A 17,901-nucleotide genomic window follows, 5' to 3' on the forward strand; every position below is an offset into this window, starting at 1 on the left:
CCTACTCGAACCGGCTGGGGTCACCCGCGCCGCGGCGGACGATCTCGGCCTCGCCGCTGGAGAAGTCGATGACCGTGGTCGGCAGGGTCCCGCACTCGCCCGAGTCGACGACGATGTCGAGGACGTGGTCGAGGCGGTCCTTGATCTCCCAGCCCTGGGTCATCGGTTCGGGCTCGTCGGGCAGGAGGAGCGTGCTCGACAGCAGCGGTTCGCCGAGTTCGGCGAGCAGTGCCTGGGTGACGACGTGGTCGGGGATGCGCACGCCGACCGTCTTCTTCTTGGGATGCTGGAGCTGGCGCGGCACCTCCCTCGTCGCGGGCAGGATGAAGGTGTAGCTGCCGGGGGTGGCCGCCTTGATCGCGCGGAAGACGTCGTTGTCGACGTGGACGAACTGGCCCAGCTGCGCGAAGTTCTGGCACACCAGAGTGAAGTGGTGACGGTCGTCGAGATCGCGGATCGAGCGGATCCGGCGGACGCCGTCCTGATTGCCCAGCTGGCAGCCCAACGCGTAACAGGAGTCCGTGGGGTACGCGACGAGCGAGCCCCCGCGGATGCTGTCGGCGATGCTGCCGATGGTGCGCTGCTGGGGGTTTTCGGGGTGCACATCGAAATACTTCGCCATCCGCCGAGCGTACGTGATCAGGAGCGCCCGCACGCGGGCGCGGGCGGGCGACCGCCCGTTCGGGTAACCCGGGCCGATCGGGGGCGACCCGCGTAATCGAGCAGGTGTTCGGATAGCGCGGTATGCTGGCACCATGCACGCCCTCCAGGGATCCCTCTTCGACCAGAGCGACGAAACGGCGCTCGGCCCGCTCCGCGGCCTGCGGCGGACCGCGCTGGGAGCCGGGGCCTGGGCCGACCACCTGCCCGGCTGGCTGACCGGGGCGGACGCCCTGTTCGAACGGCTGGCCGCCGACGTGGCGTGGCAGGCCGAGCGGCGGCAGATGTACGACCGCGAGGTGGAGGTGCCCCGCCTGCTCGCCTATTACGGGGCCGACGCCCCCTTGCCGCACCCCGTCCTCACCGCCGCCCGGGCCGCGCTGACCCGGCACTACGCCGCCGAGCTGGGCGAGCCCTTCGTCACCGCCGGGCTGTGCCTCTACCGCGACGGCCGGGACAGCGTCGCCTGGCACGGGGACCGCACCGGGCGCTCCGCCACCGAGGACACCATGGTCGCGATCGTCTCCGTCGGGGACCCGCGGGACCTGGTCATCCGCCCGCGCGGGGGTGGCCCGACCCTGCTGCGGCTGCCGCTCGGGCACGGCGACCTCGTGGTGATGGGCGGCTCCTGCCAGCGGACGATGGAGCACGCGATCCCCAAGACCGCCCGCGCCGTCGGCCCCCGGATCAGCGTCCAGTTCCGTACCCGGGGGGTGAGGTGAGGCGCGGCGGCGCGCCCACCGACGCTCGTCGGGTGGGCGCGCCGCCGCGGTCCCGCCGGGGAACCCGGCAGGGCGCCGGTCAGTGGTGGCGGCTCTCCCGGACCAGGGCCGGGACGAAGCGGGACGCGTCGATGGTGCCGATGCCGGTCGCCATGTCGTAGCCGTTCACCGCCGTGTAGCCGGTGACGCCCGCGTACGTGTTGTTCGTACCGTCGTTGACGTCCACCAGGCCGCCCGAGGGCTTGTACCCCTCGTGCTTGTACAGCGCGTACAGGGCGTCGTTGAAGTCGCCGATCCGCCGGCCCGCCGCCTGGTCGGCCAGGGCGACGATGCCGGAGAACAGCGGGGCGGCCTCGCTGGTGCCGCCGTAGACGTCCCAGCCGACCGCGGTCGGGTCGAAGCTGGAGTACACCCAGGCCCCGCCGTTGACGGCCGCCGCCATCGAGATGTCGGGGGTGCCGCGGCGGTTCCCGACCGTGCCGCGCACGCCGTTCTGGAAGTCCGGCCGGTCGAACACGTGCGACTGGCCGCCGCCGCCCGCGCCGAAGTCGTTGTAGACGCTCTCCGGGCTGAGCCGGTTGCCCTGGTCGTCGAGGTGCAGCTGGGTCCCGCCGATGGAGGTGACCAGCGGGTCCGACGAGGGCCAGGAGTTGACCCGCATCGGGTAGGTGCCGCTGCCGTCCGCGGTGCTGTCCGTCGCGCCGCCGTCACCGGAGGACGCGAGGACCGTCACGTCGTGGGCGGCCGCGTCCTTGAACGCGTACCGCAGGTTCTTCAGGCTGGAGAAGTCGCCCTGGTCGAAGCCCGGGAAGGTGTTCTCGGTGGCGCCGAAGCTCTGCGTGATGACGTCGCCGATGCCCCGGTCGATCAGCGCCTTCTCGGCGGACATCATCTCCGGGAAGCCTGTGACCCCCTCGGTCTCCGCGACCGCCGTCTCCACCAGCACGATCTTCGCGTCCGGCGCCATCGCGTGCGCCATCTCCACGTCGAGCGTGGACTCGCCCGCCCAGCCGGTCATGTCGGCGTTCTTCGGGTCCCACGGCGGCACCTTGCCCCACTTGACCACCTCGACCCGGCTGCTCGGTATGCCGAACTGCTTGCTGTAGACGTCGAGGTCGTGCTGGATCGTCGGCGAACCGAACGAGTCCACGATCACGATCGTCCGGCCCTTGCCGGTGATGCCCGCCTGGTAGAGCGGGGCGAGGTGGTACGCCTGGCGGTACTGCAAGGGGCCGTAGCAGGCGATCTTCCACTGCGCCTGACACTGCTCCGTGGTCATCGGGCTGCCGACGGCGCGGATCAGCTGGTGCCCGGCGATCGCGGGAACGGGCTTGACGCTCACGGAGGTTGAGGGAGCGCCGGCCTGAGCGGCGGCGGTGAGCGGGGTGGTGACCAGCGCGGCGGCTGCCAGGGCGGTGGCCCCGGCCAGCGCGACCGCTGCGCGGGACCGGGTGTGGGGAGTGCGCATGAGTGCTCCTCGGATGGAGTGACGCCGCACGGGACGGCTGCCGTGATCACATCGGGAGGTCATGCACAGGACAACCAGGTTTGTCGCTTGATGCCGAATGCTTTGCTTGGCGAGCTGTTCTTTGACGCTTCGCGGCAGAAGCCCGCCACAATCTTGGCCAGAGCCATACGCGCGGGGGTGGCCAACAGGGCGCGGCGCGCGGGAGCGTCCAACGGGTGGAAGGCTCCGCCGCCGCGACGCCGGTCCGGGCAGGATCTCCTTCGTGAGCACACCGTCGTGAACACATGCTCATGAACACACCGTCGTACGGACCCGAGGCGCCGTACGGACACCCGCACCGGAGAGGCCCCCGTGACGATCGCCGACATCCCAGGCTCCAAGTCCATCACCGCGAGGGCGCTGTTCCTCGCGGCGGCCGCGGAAGGGACCACCACCCTGCTGCGCCCGCTGCACTCGGACGACACCGAGGGCTTCGCGGAGGGACTGACCGCCCTGGGCTACCGCGTCACCCGGCAGGCGGCGGCCTGGACGATCGAGGGGCGCCCGGAGGGGCCGGCCGCCGCCGAAGCGGAGGTGTACTGCCGCGACGGCGCGACCACCGCCCGGTTCCTGCCCACGCTCGTGGCCGCCGCGGCCCGCGGCACGTACCGGTTCGACGCCTCCGCCCAGATGCGCCGCCGCCCCGTGGCCCCCCTCACCCGGGCGCTGCGGGCCCTGGGGGTCGACGTACGGCACGACGACATCGAGGGCCACCACCCCCTGACCGTCACCGCGCACGGGGTCAAGGGCGGCGAACTCACCCTGGACGCCGGGGAGTCGTCGCAGTACCTCACCGCCCTGCTGATGCTGGGCCCGCTGACGGCGGAGGGACTGCGGATCACGGTCACCCGGCTGGTCTCGGAGCCGTACGTCGACATCACCACCACCATGATGCGCGCCTTCGGGGTGGAGGTGGGCCGCCGGGACACCCCGGAGGGCAGGGTCTACACCGTCCCGCCCGGCGGGTACCGCGCCGCCGCCTACCCGGTCGAACCGGACGCCTCGACCGCGACGTACTTCTTCGCGGCGGCCGCGCTCACGGGCCGCGAGGTCACCGTTCCCGGCCTGGGCCACGGCGCCCTCCAGGGAGACCTGCGGTTCGTCGAGGTCCTGGAACGCATGGGGGCCACCGTGCGGACGGATGGCGACCGTACGACCGTGACCGGCGCCGCCGCCGGGCAACTCCGCGGCCTGACCGTCAACATGCGCGACATCTCCGACACGATGCCCACGCTGGCGGCCATCGCGCCCTTCGCGTCGGGGCCCGTACGCATCGAGGACGTGTACAACACCCGCGTCAAGGAGTGCGACCGGCTGGAGGCCTGCGCGCAGAACCTGCGGCGCCTGGGGATCGAGGTCGCCACCGGACGGGACTGGATCGAGATCACCCCGGGCGTCCCGAGCCCCGCCGAGATCGCCACCCACGGCGACCACCGGATGGTGATGTCCTTCGCCGTGACCTCGCTGCGCACGCCCGGCATCACCTTCGACGACCCCGGCTGCGTCCGCAAGACCTTCCCCGGCTTCCACGCCGCCTTCGCGGCGCTGCGCGAGGAGCTCCTGCCCGCGTAGGGCCGTGCCGGTCTCATGGCGTCCGGGATATTCAACGGCGGCTCGAATGATCGTGTGGCAAGATCGCGGCGTGATACGACTAACTGACTTCATCGTCGACTGCCCGGACACGATGAAGCTGGCAGCCTTCTACTCGGAGGTGCTGGGGCTCCCGGTCAAGGACGACAGCAACGAGCACTGGGCCGGCATCCGGTTCGGCCAGCTCGAACTCGCCTTCAACCGGGTGGACGACTACCGCGCCCCGCAGTGGCCCGACAGCGAGCACCCCAAGCAGTTCCACCTCGACTTCGAGGTCGATGACATCGCGGCCGAACAGGACCGCGTCCTGGCTCTCGGCGCGACCCTGCAGCGGGAGCACATCGACCCCGAGGGCTACGGCTTCAGCGTGTACACCGACCCCGTCGGCCACCCCTTCTGCCTCTGCCGCAACAAGGGTGTCATCTGGACCGATCAGGGCCTCATCTGGCCCACGCGCGACGAGAGCTGAAGTACCGACGGGCCGGACCAGGTGATGCCCCGGTCCGGCCCGTCGTCCGTCGGTCGTGTCGATGGCCACGACCGTGTGCAGCTGGTCGCCGCGGTCTGGGGAAGGGACGGCGGGTCGGACGTCGGGAACACGCACTACGTGATCACGAACCCCGGGGCCGGGAGGTCGCGGTGGAAGGTCAGGCGGTCCCAGGTGGGATAGGCGAGGTCGGTGACCGCCAGCAGTCGTCCGGTGGTGTCGTGCAGGGTGCGGCGCACGGTCAGCCCGCAGGCCGGGTGGGCCGCCGGGGCGCCGGCCGAGGGGCCGGTCCGGGCCGACGGGTGCGTGGTGCGGGTCATGGTGATCGTCTCGGCCGTCCGGGCGGTGGCCGCGGTGTGTTCCAGCCACCGGTGCAGGGGCCGCAGGTCCTCGTCGCGGACCGCGATGGCGTCGCGGTCGCGGTAGCCCGCCAGTTCGGGGGTCCCGGCCACGGTGGCCGGGCAGAGGTACGTCACGGCGTGGTGCAGGATCCCGCCCCCGGGGCCGAGCGCGCGGTGGTGGTGGACCAGGGTGCGTTCCCCGCCGCGCAGGGAGAGCACGGCGGCGATCGAGGGCGCCACGGTGACGTGGGTCAGCCAGTTGTGGCTGCGGGCCGCCGACGCGGCAGGGCCCGCGGGAGACATGCGCGGCGTCGCGCCGGCGTCGCCGGCGCCGGACGGTCCCGTCCGCACCGGCCGGGTGCCGCGGCGGCCGGTCACGATGAGGCCGTCCTCGCGCAGGTGCTGGAGGGCGGCCCGGACGGTCTGCCGGTTGACCTGGTAGCGGGCGGCCAGGACGCGCTCGGAGGGCAGCGTGGCGCCGGGAGCGCCGTCGGCGGTGCGCTCCAGTTCCTGCCGCAGCGCTGCCGCGATCCGCTGGTACTTGGGCATGACGGCGGGGCCGTCACCCCGCGAAGGGGAGGGCATGGCTTCTCCTCGGACGGGTGGTCAAGGACTGCGCGGTCTGCTGAACCAACGTAGCAGTGGTCTATACCTTTCGGTGAGTAGGTGTCCGGCAACCGAACGGGTTTGGCCGGATCGGACCCCGGCCCCGGCCGCCCCAGGGGTAGCGTGGAACCCGTTTCCGGCCCGGGGGGAGGGGTGTTGGACGGATCTCACGACCCGGTGGTGGAGTTCGGCGCGTTCTACCGCGCGCTGACCGCGCCGCTGGTCGCGCTCCTCCTCGCGCGGGGCGCCGGCCCGCTCGAGGCGGTGTGCCTCGCGCAGGACACGATGGCCGCGGCCCGGGCCCGGGTGGCGGCCGACGGGGCACCGGCGGCCGAGAGCGGTCATCGCGACCGGGCCCGGGAGTTGCGGGCCTGGACCCACCGGGTCGCTCTCGGCGGACTGGAGCGGCGGACCGCCCCGGTCCCGGCCGACGCCGTGGGGCCGGCCGCGCCGCTGCTGCCCTCCGGGGCGCGGGCGCTGCCCGTGTGCGGCGCGTGGGAGACGGTCGCCGAGCGGCTGGCCGCTCTGGGACCCCGCCCGCGCCGGGTGATCGCGCTGACCGCGGTCTCGTACGCCCCGGGCGGGATCGGCTACGAACTGCTCCTGCCGGCGAGCAAGGTCCACCGGACCCTGCGCTCCGTGGGGCGCCTGCTCGGCGAGCCCACCGAGGACGCGCTGACCGCCCGGCTCACCGCCACCCTGGACGAGCTGGCCGCCGTCCTCGCGGGCGCGCTGGACCTGGAGGCGGGGCTGGCCGGGCTCGACGCCGGGGGAGAGGGGGAGCGCGGCCCGTACGCCGGCTTCGCGCGGGCCTTCCCGGGGGCCTGGGCGGTCGACCCGCGGCTCCCGGTCCCGCCCGGCGCGGCCCCCGTGCCGCCCGCCCCCGCGCTCGGCCCCGGCCACGGACCGGGGGCCCCGCTGCGCGGCTACGCCGCCGAGTTGGCCGGGCGCGACGAAGGCCACCGGGCCCGTGTGCGCGCGTACGTCCCCCGGGCCGAGCTGGCCGCGGCGCGCCTCGGCGCCCTGTTCGCCTTCCACACCGACCGGTTCCGCAAGGACGCCGAGGCATCGTGGTACCGGGACTCCGGGGTCGACTTCCCGGCGGCCGACGCCCGGGCGTACGCCGCCGCGCTGGCCCGGGACGTCAGCCGGGCGAGCGCCGTCTTCGAGGCCGTGTGCGGCCCGGCCGGTGACGCTCCGCGCCGCGCGGACAACCTCGCGTCCTGGCTGGAGCGCGACGAGCCCTCGTCGGTCGAGGTCTCGTACGAGGGCATCGAACTGTCCCTCGCCCTGGGCCGGTTGCGCGCCTCGGCGCTGAGCCGGGCCCTGCGCGCCGCTTACACCGTGTCCGCCTCCGGCGCGCTCGCCGACGGCGGTCTGCACCGCGCGCTGGCGCCGGCCGAGACGGCGGCCCGGGGAGCGATCGGCCGGCTGCGGGCACTCGGCGCGGACCTCTCGCGCGCCGAATCGACCCTGCCCGACGGCTACTACGTCGACATGACCCGGGACTTCGCCGCCGACGAGGCACTCAACCGCGACCTGATCCACGGGGTGGAGGAGCTCGAACGCGCCCTCGCCGACGGCCCCCTCACCGGCTGAGCCGCGCCGCGGGGGCCGGACGTAAGGTGGGCGCCATGCCACAGGACACAGGGGACACAGGGGACGCAGGGGACACAGGGGACGCAGGAGTCGCCGAGGCCGCGGCGGCCACCGGCCCGGCGCGGGACACGGCTCCGGACGGAGTCGACACGGCCCGCGTCGTGTACGGATGCATGGCTCTCGGCGGCAGCTGGGGCACCGACCCGTACGGACCCGCGGACATCGACGAGGCCGAGGCGGTGATCGAAGCGGCCCTGGAGAGCGGGATCAGCGTGTTCGACCACGCCGACATCTACCGGCACGGGAAGGCGGAAGCCGTCTTCGGCGAGGTGCTGAGCCGCACACCGGGCCTGCGCGAACGCGTCACGCTGCAGACCAAATGCGGCATCCGGCTGGCCGACGGAGACCGGCCCGGCCACTACGACCTGCGCGGTACGGCCATCCTCCAGCGCGTCGAGGAGAGCCTCGGCCGCCTGCGCACCGACGTCATCGACGTCCTGCTCCTGCACCGCCCCGACCCCCTGGCCGATCCGCGGCACGTCGCCGCCGCGCTCACCTCGCTCCGGCGGCAGGGCCTGGTCCGCGCCTTCGGCGTGTCGAACATGAACGCGGCCCAGATCGCCGGGCTCCAGGACCACCTCGACTTCCCGCTCGTCGTCAACCAGCTGGAGATGAGCCTGGACCGGCGCGACTGGGTGGAGGACGGAGTCCTCGTCAACACCGCGGCCGCCGCCGCGAACGGCTTCCCCACCGGAACCCTCGAATACTGCGCGGCCCACGACGTCCGCCTGCAGGCCTGGGGCGCCCTGGCCCAGGGCCGCTTCACCGGGCGGGAGGAGACCGAGGAGCAGCGCGCGACGGCGCGCCTGGTGCGCTCGCTCGCCGAGGCGAAGGGCACCACACCGGAGACCATCGTCCTCTGGTGGCTGCAACGCCACCCGGCCCGGATCGCCCCCGTCGTCGGAACCGGCCGCCCCGAGCGGATCCACGCCTGCCGCGACGCCGCGCGGCGGGACCCGGACCTCACCCACGACGAGTGGTACGCCCTCTGGCTCACCGCGCGCGGCGCCCCGCTCCCGTAGGCCGTCGGCCTACGGCGAGGTCTGCGCGGCGGTGAGGCCGCTCTCGCCGCCCCAGGTGAAGGTGAGGCCGCCCGCCCGGGCGGCGTGTTCGAGCTGGCTCTGCAGGACGCTCATGGCGATGCTGGCGGCCTGGAGGCCGTCCACGCCGTGGATCTCGTAGACGGCCGAATCGTCCAGGCCCTCGATCCGGCAGGGGCAGATCCAGTCCCCGTCCGGGTCGCCGTCCGGGCGCGGCGTCCCGAGCTGGAGGGAGACGGTGAAGGACGCGCCGCTCTCCGGTGCCGCCTCGAGCGTGCGGTACGCGATGACGGGACCGAGGGTGTCGCTGTCGGGCATGGTCGCTCCTGTGATCCTCCTCCGGGTCGTCGGCTCGCGGAGCCCGGAGGTATGTCTGCGGTTGCTCGCCGGAGGCATGGGCAGGGGGCCGTGGCCACCCATGCCGACGACCGTACTCCAGAAAAGCGGAATATCTGGTTCCCCCAGCCGGGCCTGTCGTCGAAGTCCCACGTCAGACGGCCCGCACGGGTCGGCGTGTCCGGACGGCCGCGCCGCGGCCCGCGCGGCCGGGGCCCCTCGCCAAATCCGCTTGCCCGGCCCCGGGGCCGGTGACAGGGTTCCGGGATGCCCACCTTCTGCGCGTCCGACGGAACCCGGCTGGCCTACCACGTGTCCGGCGACGGCCCGCCGCTGATCTGTCTGCCCGGCGGGCCGATGGAGGACTCCGCGTACCTCGGCGACCTCGGCGGGCTGGCCGCGCACCGGCGGCTGATCGTGCTGGACCTGCGCGGCACCGGGCGGTCGGCCCGGCCACGGGACGACGGCTCCTACCGCTGCGACCGGCTCGTCGACGACGTCGACGCCCTGCGCGAGCACCTCGGCCTCGGGCGCGTCGACCTGCTCGCGCACTCGGCGGGCACGAACCTGGCGGTGCTGTACGCCGCGCGGCATCCGGAGCGCGTCGCCAGGCTCGCGCTGATCACCCCCAGCGTCACGGCGGTCGGGATCCCGGTCACCGGCGACGCCCGGCGCGCGACGGCGCTGCTGCGCAAGGACGAACCCTGGTTCCCCGAGGCGTTCGAAGCCCTCGAAGCGATCGTCGCGGGCCGGCCCGGCGCCGACGCCTGGCAGGCCATCGCACCCTTCTGGTACGGCCGTTGGGACGAGACGGCCCGGGCCCATCAACGGGCGGCGGACGGCCGGCGCAACGCCGAGGCCGCGGCCGCGTTCGGCGCCGAGGGCGCCTTCGACCCCGAAGCCACCCGCCCCGCGCTCGCCCGGCACGCGGCGCCCGTCCTCGTGCTCGCCGGCGAGCTCGACCTGAACTCGCCGCCCGGCGCGATGGCCGAGGTCGCCGACCTCTTCCCGGACGCCCGGCTCGTCGTGCAGTCCGGCGCCGGACACTACCCGTGGCTGGACGACCCCGCGAGGTTCGTGGCGGCCACGTCGGCGTTCCTGGGATGACCGACGCCCCCACCCGGTGACCGGCCACCTCGACCGCCCAGCTCATCCGGCCACCACGCCCGGCCACGCCGTGGCGGTCCCGGCGCGCGGGTGGCGGTGCCGACAACCGTCACCCGCGCGGTTCCACCGGGCCGGGCGTCGGCGCCGGAGTGAGGACACACTCCCCGCCCGCCCGTCCCGCGGCGCGTCCCACGACGGTCGCACCGCGCCCCTTGCTTCGGGGGCGGCGCCCCGCCCGGATGGCCGACGGCGGCTCTTTCCCCCGAAGGGGTGAGCCGACGGGTGAGCCGCCGGGATGTCCCGGCGGCCCCCGCGGCTCAGGGAGTCCGCTCCGCCGGGCCCATCGACTGGCCGCCGATCCCCGCGGCCCCGGCGAGCTGCTCCCGCCACCAGGACTCCACGTCACCCTCGCTCATCGCGGCCCAGTCGGGCGTCCGCTCCACCTGGGCCCGGCCGAGCCTGCGGGCCAGCGCGACCATCTGCCGGCCCGCCGGGCCGCGAGCCTCCTCGTACCCCCGCAGCAGCCCCTCCCAGGAGCCGGACGCGCGCCACGCGGCCTCGAAGGCGCTGGCGTCCTGCAGGGCCTTCGCGGCTCCGCTGGTGTTGTGCGGCCGGACCACGGTGGCGGCGTCACCGCCGAGCAGGAACCGCCCCGCCGTGGTCCGGGGGGTCTCCAGGTCGTAGATGGGCTGGACGAAGGTGTCCTCGGGCTCCGTCAGCGAGAGCACGGCGGCCCAGTACGGCGGGAACTCCTCGGCGAGCAACGCCGCGAGATGCGCGGCCAGTTCCGCGCTCAGCCGCCCGGCCGGGAAGCTCGTCGGATCATCGAGCCGCAGCCCGAGCCCGTCCCGCGGCGGGGTGGCGTACAGCACCCAGTTCACCCGGGGCCCGTCCGGCCCCGGGATCCGGTAGACCACACAACTCCCGCCGGGGAAACAGACGGTGGTGACCGCGTCGTCCCACGCCCCGCCCGACGGATCCAGCGCCGCCGCCCCGCGGGCGTCGAGATTGCCCCGCCAGCAGACGTAACCCGCGTAGTGCGGACGGGATTCGGGACAGACCGTCCGGCGCACGACCGAGCGGTATCCGTCGGCGCCGACGGCCAGGTCGAAGCGCTCGACCCCGCCGTGCCCGAAGCGCACCTCGGCCCGCTCGCCGCTCCGGGCGACCGCCGTCACCGACTCGCCCTGCCGGTAGTCCACGGCGGCGGGCATCCCGTCCCGCAACCCGCGCCACAGCAAACCCCAGTGGTACGAGTGGAAGGGGAAGGGCTGCTCCCAGATCACCCGCCCGGACACGGACGGGGAGGCGGAAGGCGACGGGGAGGCGGAAGACGACGAGGACGCCGCGCGGGACGGGTCCCGGACCACCCACCGGCGCCGCGTCAGCCGGTGCGCGGCGATCCCGGCGGGCAGCGCCCCGGTGGCCGTCAGCTCGGCGGCCCGTTCGTCGTGGACGCACAGTCCCAGCCCGCGGTCCTGGAGCCGCCCAAGGGTCCGCTCCAGGACCACCACCTCACCCGCGCCCGCCCGCACGGCCGCCGAGGCGAACGCACAGCCCGCGATGCTCCCGCCGATGACCGCGACCGCAGCGCCGCCTCGCATAACCGCTCCTTCCAGGAAGTGCACCGGAGGCTGACCCTGCCCACCGGACCGCGGCCCCACGCCTGCCGGCCGGATCAGGCGTGCAGGACGCCCGTACCCAGCAGGCCGAACAGCAGCAGGCCGATGACCACGCGGTAGGCCACGAAGGCGTTGAACGAGTGCTTGGCGACGAACTTCAGCAGCCAGGCGATGGAGGCGTACGCGACCACGAAGGACACCAGTGTCCCCACCGCGAGCGGGGCGGCGCTCACTCCGGCGCCGACCGCGTCCTTGAGCTCATACAGACCCGCGCCGGTGAGGGCCGGGATGCCGAGGAAGAACGACAGGCGCGTCGCCGCGACCCGCTCGAGGTCGAGGATCAGACCGGTCGACATGGTCGCGCCGGAACGCGAGAAACCGGGGAAGAGCAGCGCGAGGATCTGCGAGGAACCCACGAGCATCGCGTCCTTGAGCGAGGTGTCGTCCTCGCCGCGCTTGTTCCGGCCCATCTGGTCCGCCACCCACATCAGGCCACTGCCGACGATCAGGGATCCGGCCACCACCCACAGCGAGGCCAACGTCCCCTCGATCAGGGGCTTGGCGGCGAGCCCGACGACCACGATCGGGATCGTGGCGTAGATGACCCACCAGGCGAACTTGTAGTCGTGGTGGTAACGCTCCTCCTTGTTCCGCAGGCCCCGCCCCCACGCGGAGACGATCCGCACGATGTCCTTGAAGAAGTACACGAGCACCGCGGCGATGGCGCCCACCTGGATGACGGCCGTGAACGCGACCACGCTCTTGTCGTCGACGGGGATCCCCATCAGACCTTCGGTGATCTTCAAATGTCCGGTGGAGGAGACCGGCAGGAACTCCGTCACTCCTTCGACCACGCCCAGAATCACGGCCTGACCGATGTTGATCGCGCTCACGTACATCACCCTCGAGGTGTCGTTGGAAGGGGCGCGGGCATCAACACCCGCCGCAGTTGTAATACAGGACGTCCCAGTGGCTGCCTTCGTCGGCATAGATGTTGCCCGACCCGGACTGCCACTGCGGCGCACCGTCACCCCGCAGACCGATGTACGCGAAGGTGTTCTTGACGTAGTTCCCGACGCAGGTGCCCTTGGTCAGGTCGATCTTGTACCCGTTCCAGTGCGAGTAGGTGCCGCTCGCGTGGCCCGTCTCCGTCCCGCCGGTGATGTTGAGGGCGCAGCCGCTGGCCCGCTTGAGCACCTGCGCGGCCTGCGCCGTCGCGAGGTTCAGCTGATCGAAGGACGTACAGGTCGCGTTGGTGCGGTCGGAGCAGTTGCCGGAGGACGACCAAGTGATGCCCACCTGCCGGAACATCGACGTCGCCGTCGCGTGGCTGATCTTGGCCGGAGCGGCCTGGGCCTCGGTGGCCGAGGTGAGGACGCCGAAGCCGGGGGCGGTCAGGGCCGCGGAAACGAGGACGAGCACGCTGAGCAGAGGACGTACGCGCACGGTGGTTCCTCCGGTTCGATGAGGCGAGGGGAGGCGATGCGGGTGCGGTGCTGGTGCGGTGCTGGTGCGGTGCGTGTGCGATGTGATGGTGCCCGAGGGGGCTGTACGAGCGCCAGAGCGCGGGGACGCGGATGTGACCCGGTCCGGCCCGGCCCGGGCCCCGGTGCGGCGCCCCGGCGTGTCGGTCGCGGCCCCGCGGGCGGCGGGGCGTGCATGGTGGCCGGGCGGCGGCCGCCGGTCCGGTGGCGCCGGTACAGCAGGGGCGAGGAGGATCCATGAAGGCCACGGAGCTACTGGCCGACGCGTACGGACGAATCCAGGAGGTCGTGCACGAGAGCGTCGAGGGGCTCTCCGCCGACGAACTGGCCGCACGCCTCGACGATCAGGCGAATTCGATCGGCTGGCTGGTGTGGCACCTGACCCGCGTCCAGGACGACCACGTCGCCGAGGTCGCGGAGCTGGAACAGGTGTGGACCGCCGGGGGATGGGCGGACCGGTTCGGCCTGCCGCTGCCCGCCGACGCGACCGGATACGGCCAGACCTCCGAGCAGGTCGGCGCCGTCCTGGTCGGCTCGGACGCGCTGCTGCTCGGGTACTACGACGCCGTGCACCAGCAGACCGTCACCTTCCTGCGCGGCCTCACCGCCGCGGACCTGGAACGGGTGGTCGACGAGCGCTGGGACCCGCCGGTCACCCTCGGGGCCCGCCTGGTCAGCGTGCTGAGCGATGACCTCCAGCACGCCGGACAGGCCGCCTTCGTACGGGGCGTACTGCGCCGCCGCTAGAACCGCCGACCGTGGCGTCCGTACGCCCGGACCCGCGGTGCGGCGGCCTGCGGGCGCGCTGATAGAACTGGGCCTTGACACACGGTCCGTCGCCCAGCGCGGCAGGAGAGGGAGTTTTCCGATGGATGTACGGCACTTCGAGCGGATCACCGCGTTCATCGAGGCGCGCCTCACCCCGCTGTTCGCCGCGGAGACCGGAAGCGACAGCGGATTCGGCATGGACGACACCTCGCGGGCGCTGCGCGCGCTGCGCAACGCCGTGCTGGAGGCCTCCGCGGTCAAGGGGCTCCTGGAGCAGCGCCCGACCGCCGAGCCGGCGGTGCGCCGCGTCATCGACCAGTCGGTCGAGCAGCACTGGGACGTCCTGCGCGGGGTGGCCCGCCAGTGGGAGGACCACCCCGACTTCGTACGGGAGTTCAAGCGCCACGGGTGGGAACTCGACGAGGCGCCCGCCGCCGCACCCGCGGCGGGCTGAACCACCGGCCCGGGCGCACGCACCCGGGCCGGCCGGCGGAGCGGCTCAGTTGTTCTGGGCCGCGTCGCTGTCCGCGTCGGCCGCCGCCTTGTCGGCGTCGTCCAGCTTCTGCTGCATCTCCGCCTGCTTGGCCTTGTCGGCGGACTGCTCCGACGCGGGACGGGCGCTCGTGTCCGGCGCGCAGCCGGTGAGCAGCAGCGCCGTCCCCACGGCCGCCACGGCGAGCGCGGCGGCGGCGCGGCGGCGCACGGTCACTTGGAGTCCTGGGCGGCGCACCAGGTGCTGACGGCCTTGAGGTCGCCCTGACGCTTCTGCAGGGTCGGCAGCAGGGCCTTGCGGGCGGTGAGGCGGTCGTTCAGGTAGGTGTAGATCTCGGTGTGACCCGCGCTCTTGGCGTTGGCGACGCGCTGCTCCAGCCGCGCGACCGAGCCGTTCACGGTCGCGTCGCCGCCGAGGCGGGTGATAGCGGCGTCGATGCGGGTCCTGGTCTTCGGAAGCCGCTTGCAGATCTCCTTGGACCCGTCGCCCTTCGGCGCGGACTTCGCGGTCTTGCCCGGCTTCGCCGGAGCGGTGGTGTCGGCCTGCGCGGGTGCGACGGAGAGCAGCGCCCCGGCCAGCGCCACGGCGCCGATCGCGGCGGCGGTCTTGCGGTTCGCGAGCATGGTGGTATCTCCTCGAGTGCGTGCGTACAACGGCCGGCTCATGGGCGGTCCAGCCGGACAGGACGCTAGAGGGCGTCTTTGTGGTTTCTTTGTGAGTCCGCGTCCAAGGAGACGGGACGGCTCAGTCGGCCCGGGAGATCCAGTCGCGCCGCGCGGGCAGCGCCGGGGCCGGCGCGTCGCCCGCGAGCGGCAGGCGCACCTCGATCCGGGCGCCTGCGCCACCCGGCGGCGTCCCGATGGCGACGGTGCCGCCGTGCAGCGCCACCTGCTGCGCGACCAGCGTCAGCCCGAGCCCCGACCCGGGACTGCCGGGCCGGTGGTGGAAGCGCCCGAACACCGCTTCGCGCTCCTGCGGCGGGATGCCGGGCCCCTCGTCGTCGACGGTGAGCACGGCGTACGGGCCCTCGGCGCGCAGCCGTACGGTGATCCCCGGCGGCTCGTCCGGCAGGTGCCCGTGGACCACGGCGTTGCCCAGCAGATTGGCGAGCAGGATCATCAGCCCCGCGTCCCAGCCGAAGACGGGCAGCTCCGCGGGGAGCGCGGTGCTCACGCGCGCCCCCGGGTGGCGCCGGGTGATCTCCCCGACCGCCGTGTCCACCAGCTCGGCGAGGTCCAGCCGACCGAAGGCGGACACCTCCACGAGATCGCCGCGGGCGAGCATCCGCAGCGCCGTGAGCAGTTCGAGCAGCCGGGCGTGGTCGCTCTGCAGGTCCCGCACCACCTCGGCCCGTTCGCCGGGGGAGAGGTCGGGGTGCGCGGCCAGGACGTCCAGGTCGGTCCGCATGCTCATCAGCGGTGTGCGCAGTTCGTGCGAGGCGGCGGCGGAGAAGGACCGGGCGGTGTCCAGCGCCTGCGCCGTCCGCGCCGCCTGCTCCTCGTACCGGGCGAGCAGCTGGCCGATGGCGGACGACAGCTCGTCCACCTCGGCGATGTTCACGGGAGCCGTGGTGAAGGCCGCCGCCCCCGCCCGGGGGTCGAGCGCGGCGGCCCGGCGGCTGAGGCGTCGTACGGAGGCGGTGGCGCGCCCGGCGAGGGCGTAGGCGAGCAGGCCCGAGACCGGGGCCGAGAGCAGGGCGACCAGCAGCACCCGCCCGCGCACCGCCGTCAGCTGGGGGTCGGTCGCCGAGGCCGGGGTGAACAGCCAGAGCGTCCCCGGGGCCGGCCCGGCCACGGGGACGGTCAGCACCCGCCAGGCGTGTCCCTTGGCCCGTACGGTGACGGGCCCGTCCGGGGTCGCGTCGGGCAGCCGCGCCGCGTCGGCGGGCTGCGGGCCGCCCGCCAGGACCTCGGTCCCGTCCCCGGACCGGACCAGGATCCCCGCGTCGAGGACGGCGTCGAGCACCCTGCGGTGCTGGTTCTGCTCCACCTTGGGCCGGCGGTTCTTCTCGGCCGTGAGCAGGGTCCGTACGTCGGGCAGCGAGGCGGCGGCCAGGTCCCGCAGCCGGGTGTCCTGCTGGTGGTGCAGGTCGCGGCTGACCAGCCCCAGGACCAGCAGGCCCGCGGCGAGCACCAGCAGCGGCACGATCACGGTCACCGAGAGCGCGATCCGGGTGGCGAGCTTCACGGACCGCTCTCCTCGGGCACGCGCAGGACGAAGCCGACACCGCGGACGGTGTGGATCAGGCGGGGGCGCCCGCCCTCCTCCAGCTTGCGGCGCAGATAGCTGACGAAGGTGTCGACGGCGTCCGTGCGCACCTCGAAGTCGTAGCCCCAGACACGGTCCAGCAGCTGGTCCCGGGTGAGGACGATCCTGGCGTTGCGCACCAGCTGGACCAGCAGCTCGAACTCCCTGCGGGTGAGGTGGATCTCGATGCCGTCCTGGTGCACCTGCCGGGTCGCCTGGTCGATCACCAGCGGGCCGGCCCGCAGCACCTCCGAGGGGGGCCGCTGTGGCCGCCGCCGCAGGATGGCCCCGAGCCGCAGCACCAGTTCCTCCAGCGCGAACGGCTTGACGAGGTAGTCGTCGGCCCCGGCCTGGAGACCGGCGACGCGGTCCGCCAGCTCGTCGAGGGCCGAGAGCATCAGGACGGGCGTCTCGTCCCCCCGGGCCCGCAGCCGGCGGCAGACCTCGGTGCCGGTCAGGCCCGGCATGGACACATCCAGCACCAGGACGTCCGGGGACCGCTCGGCGAACAGGTCGAGGGCGGCGGTCCCGTCCTCGGCGAGCAGCACGGTGAAGCCGCTGAGGCGCAGGCCCCGCTCCAGCGAGCGGCGGATGGCGGCGTCGTCGTCCGCCACCAGCACCACGCCCGCGTGTACGTCCCCGCTCACCCTGCCTCCTCGTACGGCCGCCGTCCGGGCCGGGCCCGACCCTCTCACGGGACGGCGGCCGCCAGGAACCCGGGGGCGGAGGGCGTGGCGACGCACCGCTGCCCCGGGGGGATTCCCGGGGGCAGCGGCGTCGGGGCGGAGCGGCCGGGTTACGGCTGGAGGGTGATCGAGTTGATCGGGCCGAGGTCCTTGATCATCCAGGTCCCGGCGAGCAGGTAGCCCTGACAGCCGGTGCCGTTGTAACCCGTGCAGGTGCGCATGGTGGCGCCCCCGGTCTGGTTGTTGGCGATGTAGTGGTTGCCGTACTGGTTCGAGAGGTTGTGCGCCCCGTAGCTGTAGTAGGTGAGGCTGGGGCTGTCGTTGTTCCACCCGGCGTCCTGCGGGTAGATGCAGACCGCGCCGGACGGGCAGCCGTGCCACGAGCCGGTGGCCGCGGCGGAGGCGCTCGGGGCGGCCGTGGCGGCCAGGCCCAGCGCCAGGGTGCCGGAGGCGGCCAGGACGGCGAGCTTCTTGCGTGCGTTCACTGCGAACTCCTCTGGTGACTCTGATGACTTTGCTGACGAACCGTGTGGTGGGAGGACGGGC

The 17,901-nt window shown here is 73.6% G+C and carries 20 protein-coding genes; 8 read left to right on the forward strand and 12 right to left on the reverse strand.

The genetic code is table 11. The features are described from left to right. Position 1 precedes the first annotated feature (1 nt). Positions 2-622, reverse strand: coding sequence for an L-threonylcarbamoyladenylate synthase (locus ABT084_RS27625; RefSeq protein WP_351049274.1), 621 nt, complete (start codon positions 620-622; stop codon positions 2-4). A gap of 133 nt (positions 623-755) precedes the next feature. On the opposite strand from ABT084_RS27625, the gene ABT084_RS27630 reads away from it, so the two are divergent. Then, positions 756-1,382, forward strand: coding sequence for an alpha-ketoglutarate-dependent dioxygenase AlkB (locus ABT084_RS27630; protein ID WP_351049277.1), 627 nt, complete (start codon positions 756-758; stop codon positions 1,380-1,382). Positions 1,383-1,461: 79 nt separating this feature from the next. On the opposite strand, the gene ABT084_RS27635 is transcribed toward ABT084_RS27630, so the two are convergent. Continuing rightward, positions 1,462-2,850, reverse strand: a complete 1,389-nt coding sequence (locus ABT084_RS27635) for a S53 family peptidase (protein ID WP_351049279.1) — start codon at positions 2,848-2,850, stop codon at positions 1,462-1,464. 351 nt (positions 2,851-3,201) lie between these two features. Between ABT084_RS27635 and aroA the strand changes: the two genes are divergently transcribed. Together aroA and ABT084_RS27645 are read left to right on the forward strand one after the other, a co-directional pair. Continuing rightward, the gene (gene aroA, locus ABT084_RS27640; RefSeq protein WP_351049282.1) at positions 3,202-4,461 is read left to right on the forward strand and encodes a 3-phosphoshikimate 1-carboxyvinyltransferase; all 1,260 of its coding nucleotides are present in this window, start codon (positions 3,202-3,204) and stop codon (positions 4,459-4,461) included. 70 nt (positions 4,462-4,531) lie between these two features. Then, complete coding sequence (locus ABT084_RS27645; RefSeq protein WP_351049285.1) at positions 4,532-4,948, forward strand: VOC family protein; 417 nt, start codon at positions 4,532-4,534, stop codon at positions 4,946-4,948. A 134-nt stretch (positions 4,949-5,082) separates the two neighbouring features. On the opposite strand, the gene ABT084_RS27650 is transcribed toward ABT084_RS27645, so the two are convergent. Next, positions 5,083-5,892 (reverse strand): GntR family transcriptional regulator, encoded by an 810-nt coding sequence (locus tag ABT084_RS27650; protein ID WP_351049288.1) that lies wholly within the window; start codon positions 5,890-5,892, stop codon positions 5,083-5,085. 177 nt (positions 5,893-6,069) lie between these two features. On the opposite strand from ABT084_RS27650, the gene ABT084_RS27655 reads away from it, so the two are divergent. Both ABT084_RS27655 and ABT084_RS27660 read left to right on the forward strand, forming a co-directional pair. Next, positions 6,070-7,512, forward strand: a complete 1,443-nt coding sequence (locus ABT084_RS27655) for a hypothetical protein (protein ID WP_351049291.1) — start codon at positions 6,070-6,072, stop codon at positions 7,510-7,512. Between the two features lie 35 nt (positions 7,513-7,547). Further along, entirely contained in the window at positions 7,548-8,594 is a 1,047-nt protein-coding gene (locus ABT084_RS27660) for an aldo/keto reductase (RefSeq protein ID WP_351049294.1), read from the forward strand. Positions 8,595-8,603: 9 nt separating this feature from the next. Here the strand turns inward: ABT084_RS27660 and ABT084_RS27665 are convergent, their stop codons facing one another. Next, positions 8,604-8,930 (reverse strand): DUF6968 family protein, encoded by a 327-nt coding sequence (locus ABT084_RS27665; protein ID WP_351049297.1) that lies wholly within the window; start codon positions 8,928-8,930, stop codon positions 8,604-8,606. A gap of 285 nt (positions 8,931-9,215) precedes the next feature. On the opposite strand from ABT084_RS27665, the gene ABT084_RS27670 reads away from it, so the two are divergent. Beyond that, positions 9,216-10,055 carry an alpha/beta fold hydrolase gene (locus ABT084_RS27670; RefSeq protein ID WP_351049300.1) on the forward strand — a complete coding sequence of 280 codons (840 nt, stop codon included), beginning with the start codon at positions 9,216-9,218 and terminating at the stop codon, positions 10,053-10,055. A gap of 317 nt (positions 10,056-10,372) precedes the next feature. Here ABT084_RS27670 and ABT084_RS27675 read toward each other — a convergent pair whose 3' ends face one another. From ABT084_RS27675 to ABT084_RS27685, 3 genes are all read right to left on the reverse strand, one after another. Beyond that, positions 10,373-11,659, reverse strand: coding sequence for an FAD binding domain-containing protein (locus ABT084_RS27675; protein ID WP_351049303.1), 1,287 nt, complete (start codon positions 11,657-11,659; stop codon positions 10,373-10,375). Positions 11,660-11,733: 74 nt separating this feature from the next. Continuing rightward, on the reverse strand, positions 11,734-12,570 hold the full coding sequence (locus tag ABT084_RS27680; RefSeq protein ID WP_351049305.1) for an undecaprenyl-diphosphate phosphatase: 837 nt from the start codon (positions 12,568-12,570) through the stop codon (positions 11,734-11,736). A 40-nt stretch (positions 12,571-12,610) separates the two neighbouring features. Beyond that, the gene (locus ABT084_RS27685) at positions 12,611-13,123 is read right to left on the reverse strand and encodes a hypothetical protein (RefSeq protein WP_351049308.1); all 513 of its coding nucleotides are present in this window, start codon (positions 13,121-13,123) and stop codon (positions 12,611-12,613) included. A gap of 275 nt (positions 13,124-13,398) precedes the next feature. Here ABT084_RS27685 and ABT084_RS27690 point away from each other — a divergent pair, with 275 nt between their 5' ends. Both ABT084_RS27690 and ABT084_RS27695 read left to right on the forward strand, forming a co-directional pair. After that, positions 13,399-13,908 carry a mycothiol transferase gene (locus ABT084_RS27690; RefSeq protein WP_351049311.1) on the forward strand — a complete coding sequence of 170 codons (510 nt, stop codon included), beginning with the start codon at positions 13,399-13,401 and terminating at the stop codon, positions 13,906-13,908. A 121-nt stretch (positions 13,909-14,029) separates the two neighbouring features. Beyond that, positions 14,030-14,383: a hypothetical protein gene (locus ABT084_RS27695; protein WP_351049314.1), complete on the forward strand. Its 354-nt coding sequence runs from the start codon at positions 14,030-14,032 to the stop codon at positions 14,381-14,383. Between the two features lie 45 nt (positions 14,384-14,428). On the opposite strand, the gene ABT084_RS27700 is transcribed toward ABT084_RS27695, so the two are convergent. The 5 genes from ABT084_RS27700 to ABT084_RS27720 form a co-directional block, all read right to left on the reverse strand. Beyond that, entirely contained in the window at positions 14,429-14,638 is a 210-nt protein-coding gene (locus tag ABT084_RS27700) for a hypothetical protein (RefSeq protein ID WP_351049317.1), read from the reverse strand. Next, the gene (locus ABT084_RS27705) at positions 14,635-15,045 is read right to left on the reverse strand and encodes a hypothetical protein (protein ID WP_351049319.1); all 411 of its coding nucleotides are present in this window, start codon (positions 15,043-15,045) and stop codon (positions 14,635-14,637) included. Before ABT084_RS27705 ends, ABT084_RS27700 begins: the two co-directional genes overlap by 4 nt. A 121-nt stretch (positions 15,046-15,166) precedes the next feature. Beyond that, positions 15,167-16,609 carry a sensor histidine kinase gene (locus ABT084_RS27710; RefSeq protein WP_351049322.1) on the reverse strand — a complete coding sequence of 481 codons (1,443 nt, stop codon included), beginning with the start codon at positions 16,607-16,609 and terminating at the stop codon, positions 15,167-15,169. Next, positions 16,606-17,316, reverse strand: a complete 711-nt coding sequence (locus tag ABT084_RS27715) for a response regulator transcription factor (RefSeq protein ID WP_351049325.1) — start codon at positions 17,314-17,316, stop codon at positions 16,606-16,608. Before ABT084_RS27715 ends, ABT084_RS27710 begins: the two co-directional genes overlap by 4 nt. Positions 17,317-17,465: 149 nt before the next feature. Next, positions 17,466-17,840 carry a hypothetical protein gene (locus ABT084_RS27720; protein WP_351049328.1) on the reverse strand — a complete coding sequence of 125 codons (375 nt, stop codon included), beginning with the start codon at positions 17,838-17,840 and terminating at the stop codon, positions 17,466-17,468. Positions 17,841-17,901: the final 61 nt, after the last annotated feature.

The sequence above is a fragment of the Streptomyces sp. NPDC002138 genome, assembly GCF_040296485.1.
Taxonomy (GTDB): domain Bacteria; phylum Actinomycetota; class Actinomycetes; order Streptomycetales; family Streptomycetaceae; genus Streptomyces.

Excerpts from the sequence above, each read along its gene's own strand:
- ABT084_RS27625 (WP_351049274.1), bottom strand. The coding sequence starts at position 622 with ATGGCGAAGTATTTCGATGTGCACCCCGAAAACCCCCAGCAGCGCACC.
- ABT084_RS27630 (WP_351049277.1), top strand. The coding sequence starts at position 756 with ATGCACGCCCTCCAGGGATCCCTCTTCGACCAGAGCGACGAAACGGCG.
- ABT084_RS27635 (WP_351049279.1), bottom strand. The coding sequence starts at position 2,850 with ATGCGCACTCCCCACACCCGGTCCCGCGCAGCGGTCGCGCTGGCCGGG.
- ABT084_RS27650 (WP_351049288.1), bottom strand. The coding sequence starts at position 5,892 with ATGCCCTCCCCTTCGCGGGGTGACGGCCCCGCCGTCATGCCCAAGTAC.
- ABT084_RS27660 (WP_351049294.1), top strand. The coding sequence starts at position 7,548 with ATGCCACAGGACACAGGGGACACAGGGGACGCAGGGGACACAGGGGAC.
- ABT084_RS27665 (WP_351049297.1), bottom strand. The coding sequence starts at position 8,930 with ATGCCCGACAGCGACACCCTCGGTCCCGTCATCGCGTACCGCACGCTC.
- ABT084_RS27670 (WP_351049300.1), top strand. The coding sequence starts at position 9,216 with ATGCCCACCTTCTGCGCGTCCGACGGAACCCGGCTGGCCTACCACGTG.
- ABT084_RS27675 (WP_351049303.1), bottom strand. The coding sequence starts at position 11,659 with ATGCGAGGCGGCGCTGCGGTCGCGGTCATCGGCGGGAGCATCGCGGGC.
- ABT084_RS27690 (WP_351049311.1), top strand. The coding sequence starts at position 13,399 with ATGAAGGCCACGGAGCTACTGGCCGACGCGTACGGACGAATCCAGGAG.
- ABT084_RS27695 (WP_351049314.1), top strand. The coding sequence starts at position 14,030 with ATGGATGTACGGCACTTCGAGCGGATCACCGCGTTCATCGAGGCGCGC.
- ABT084_RS27705 (WP_351049319.1), bottom strand. The coding sequence starts at position 15,045 with ATGCTCGCGAACCGCAAGACCGCCGCCGCGATCGGCGCCGTGGCGCTG.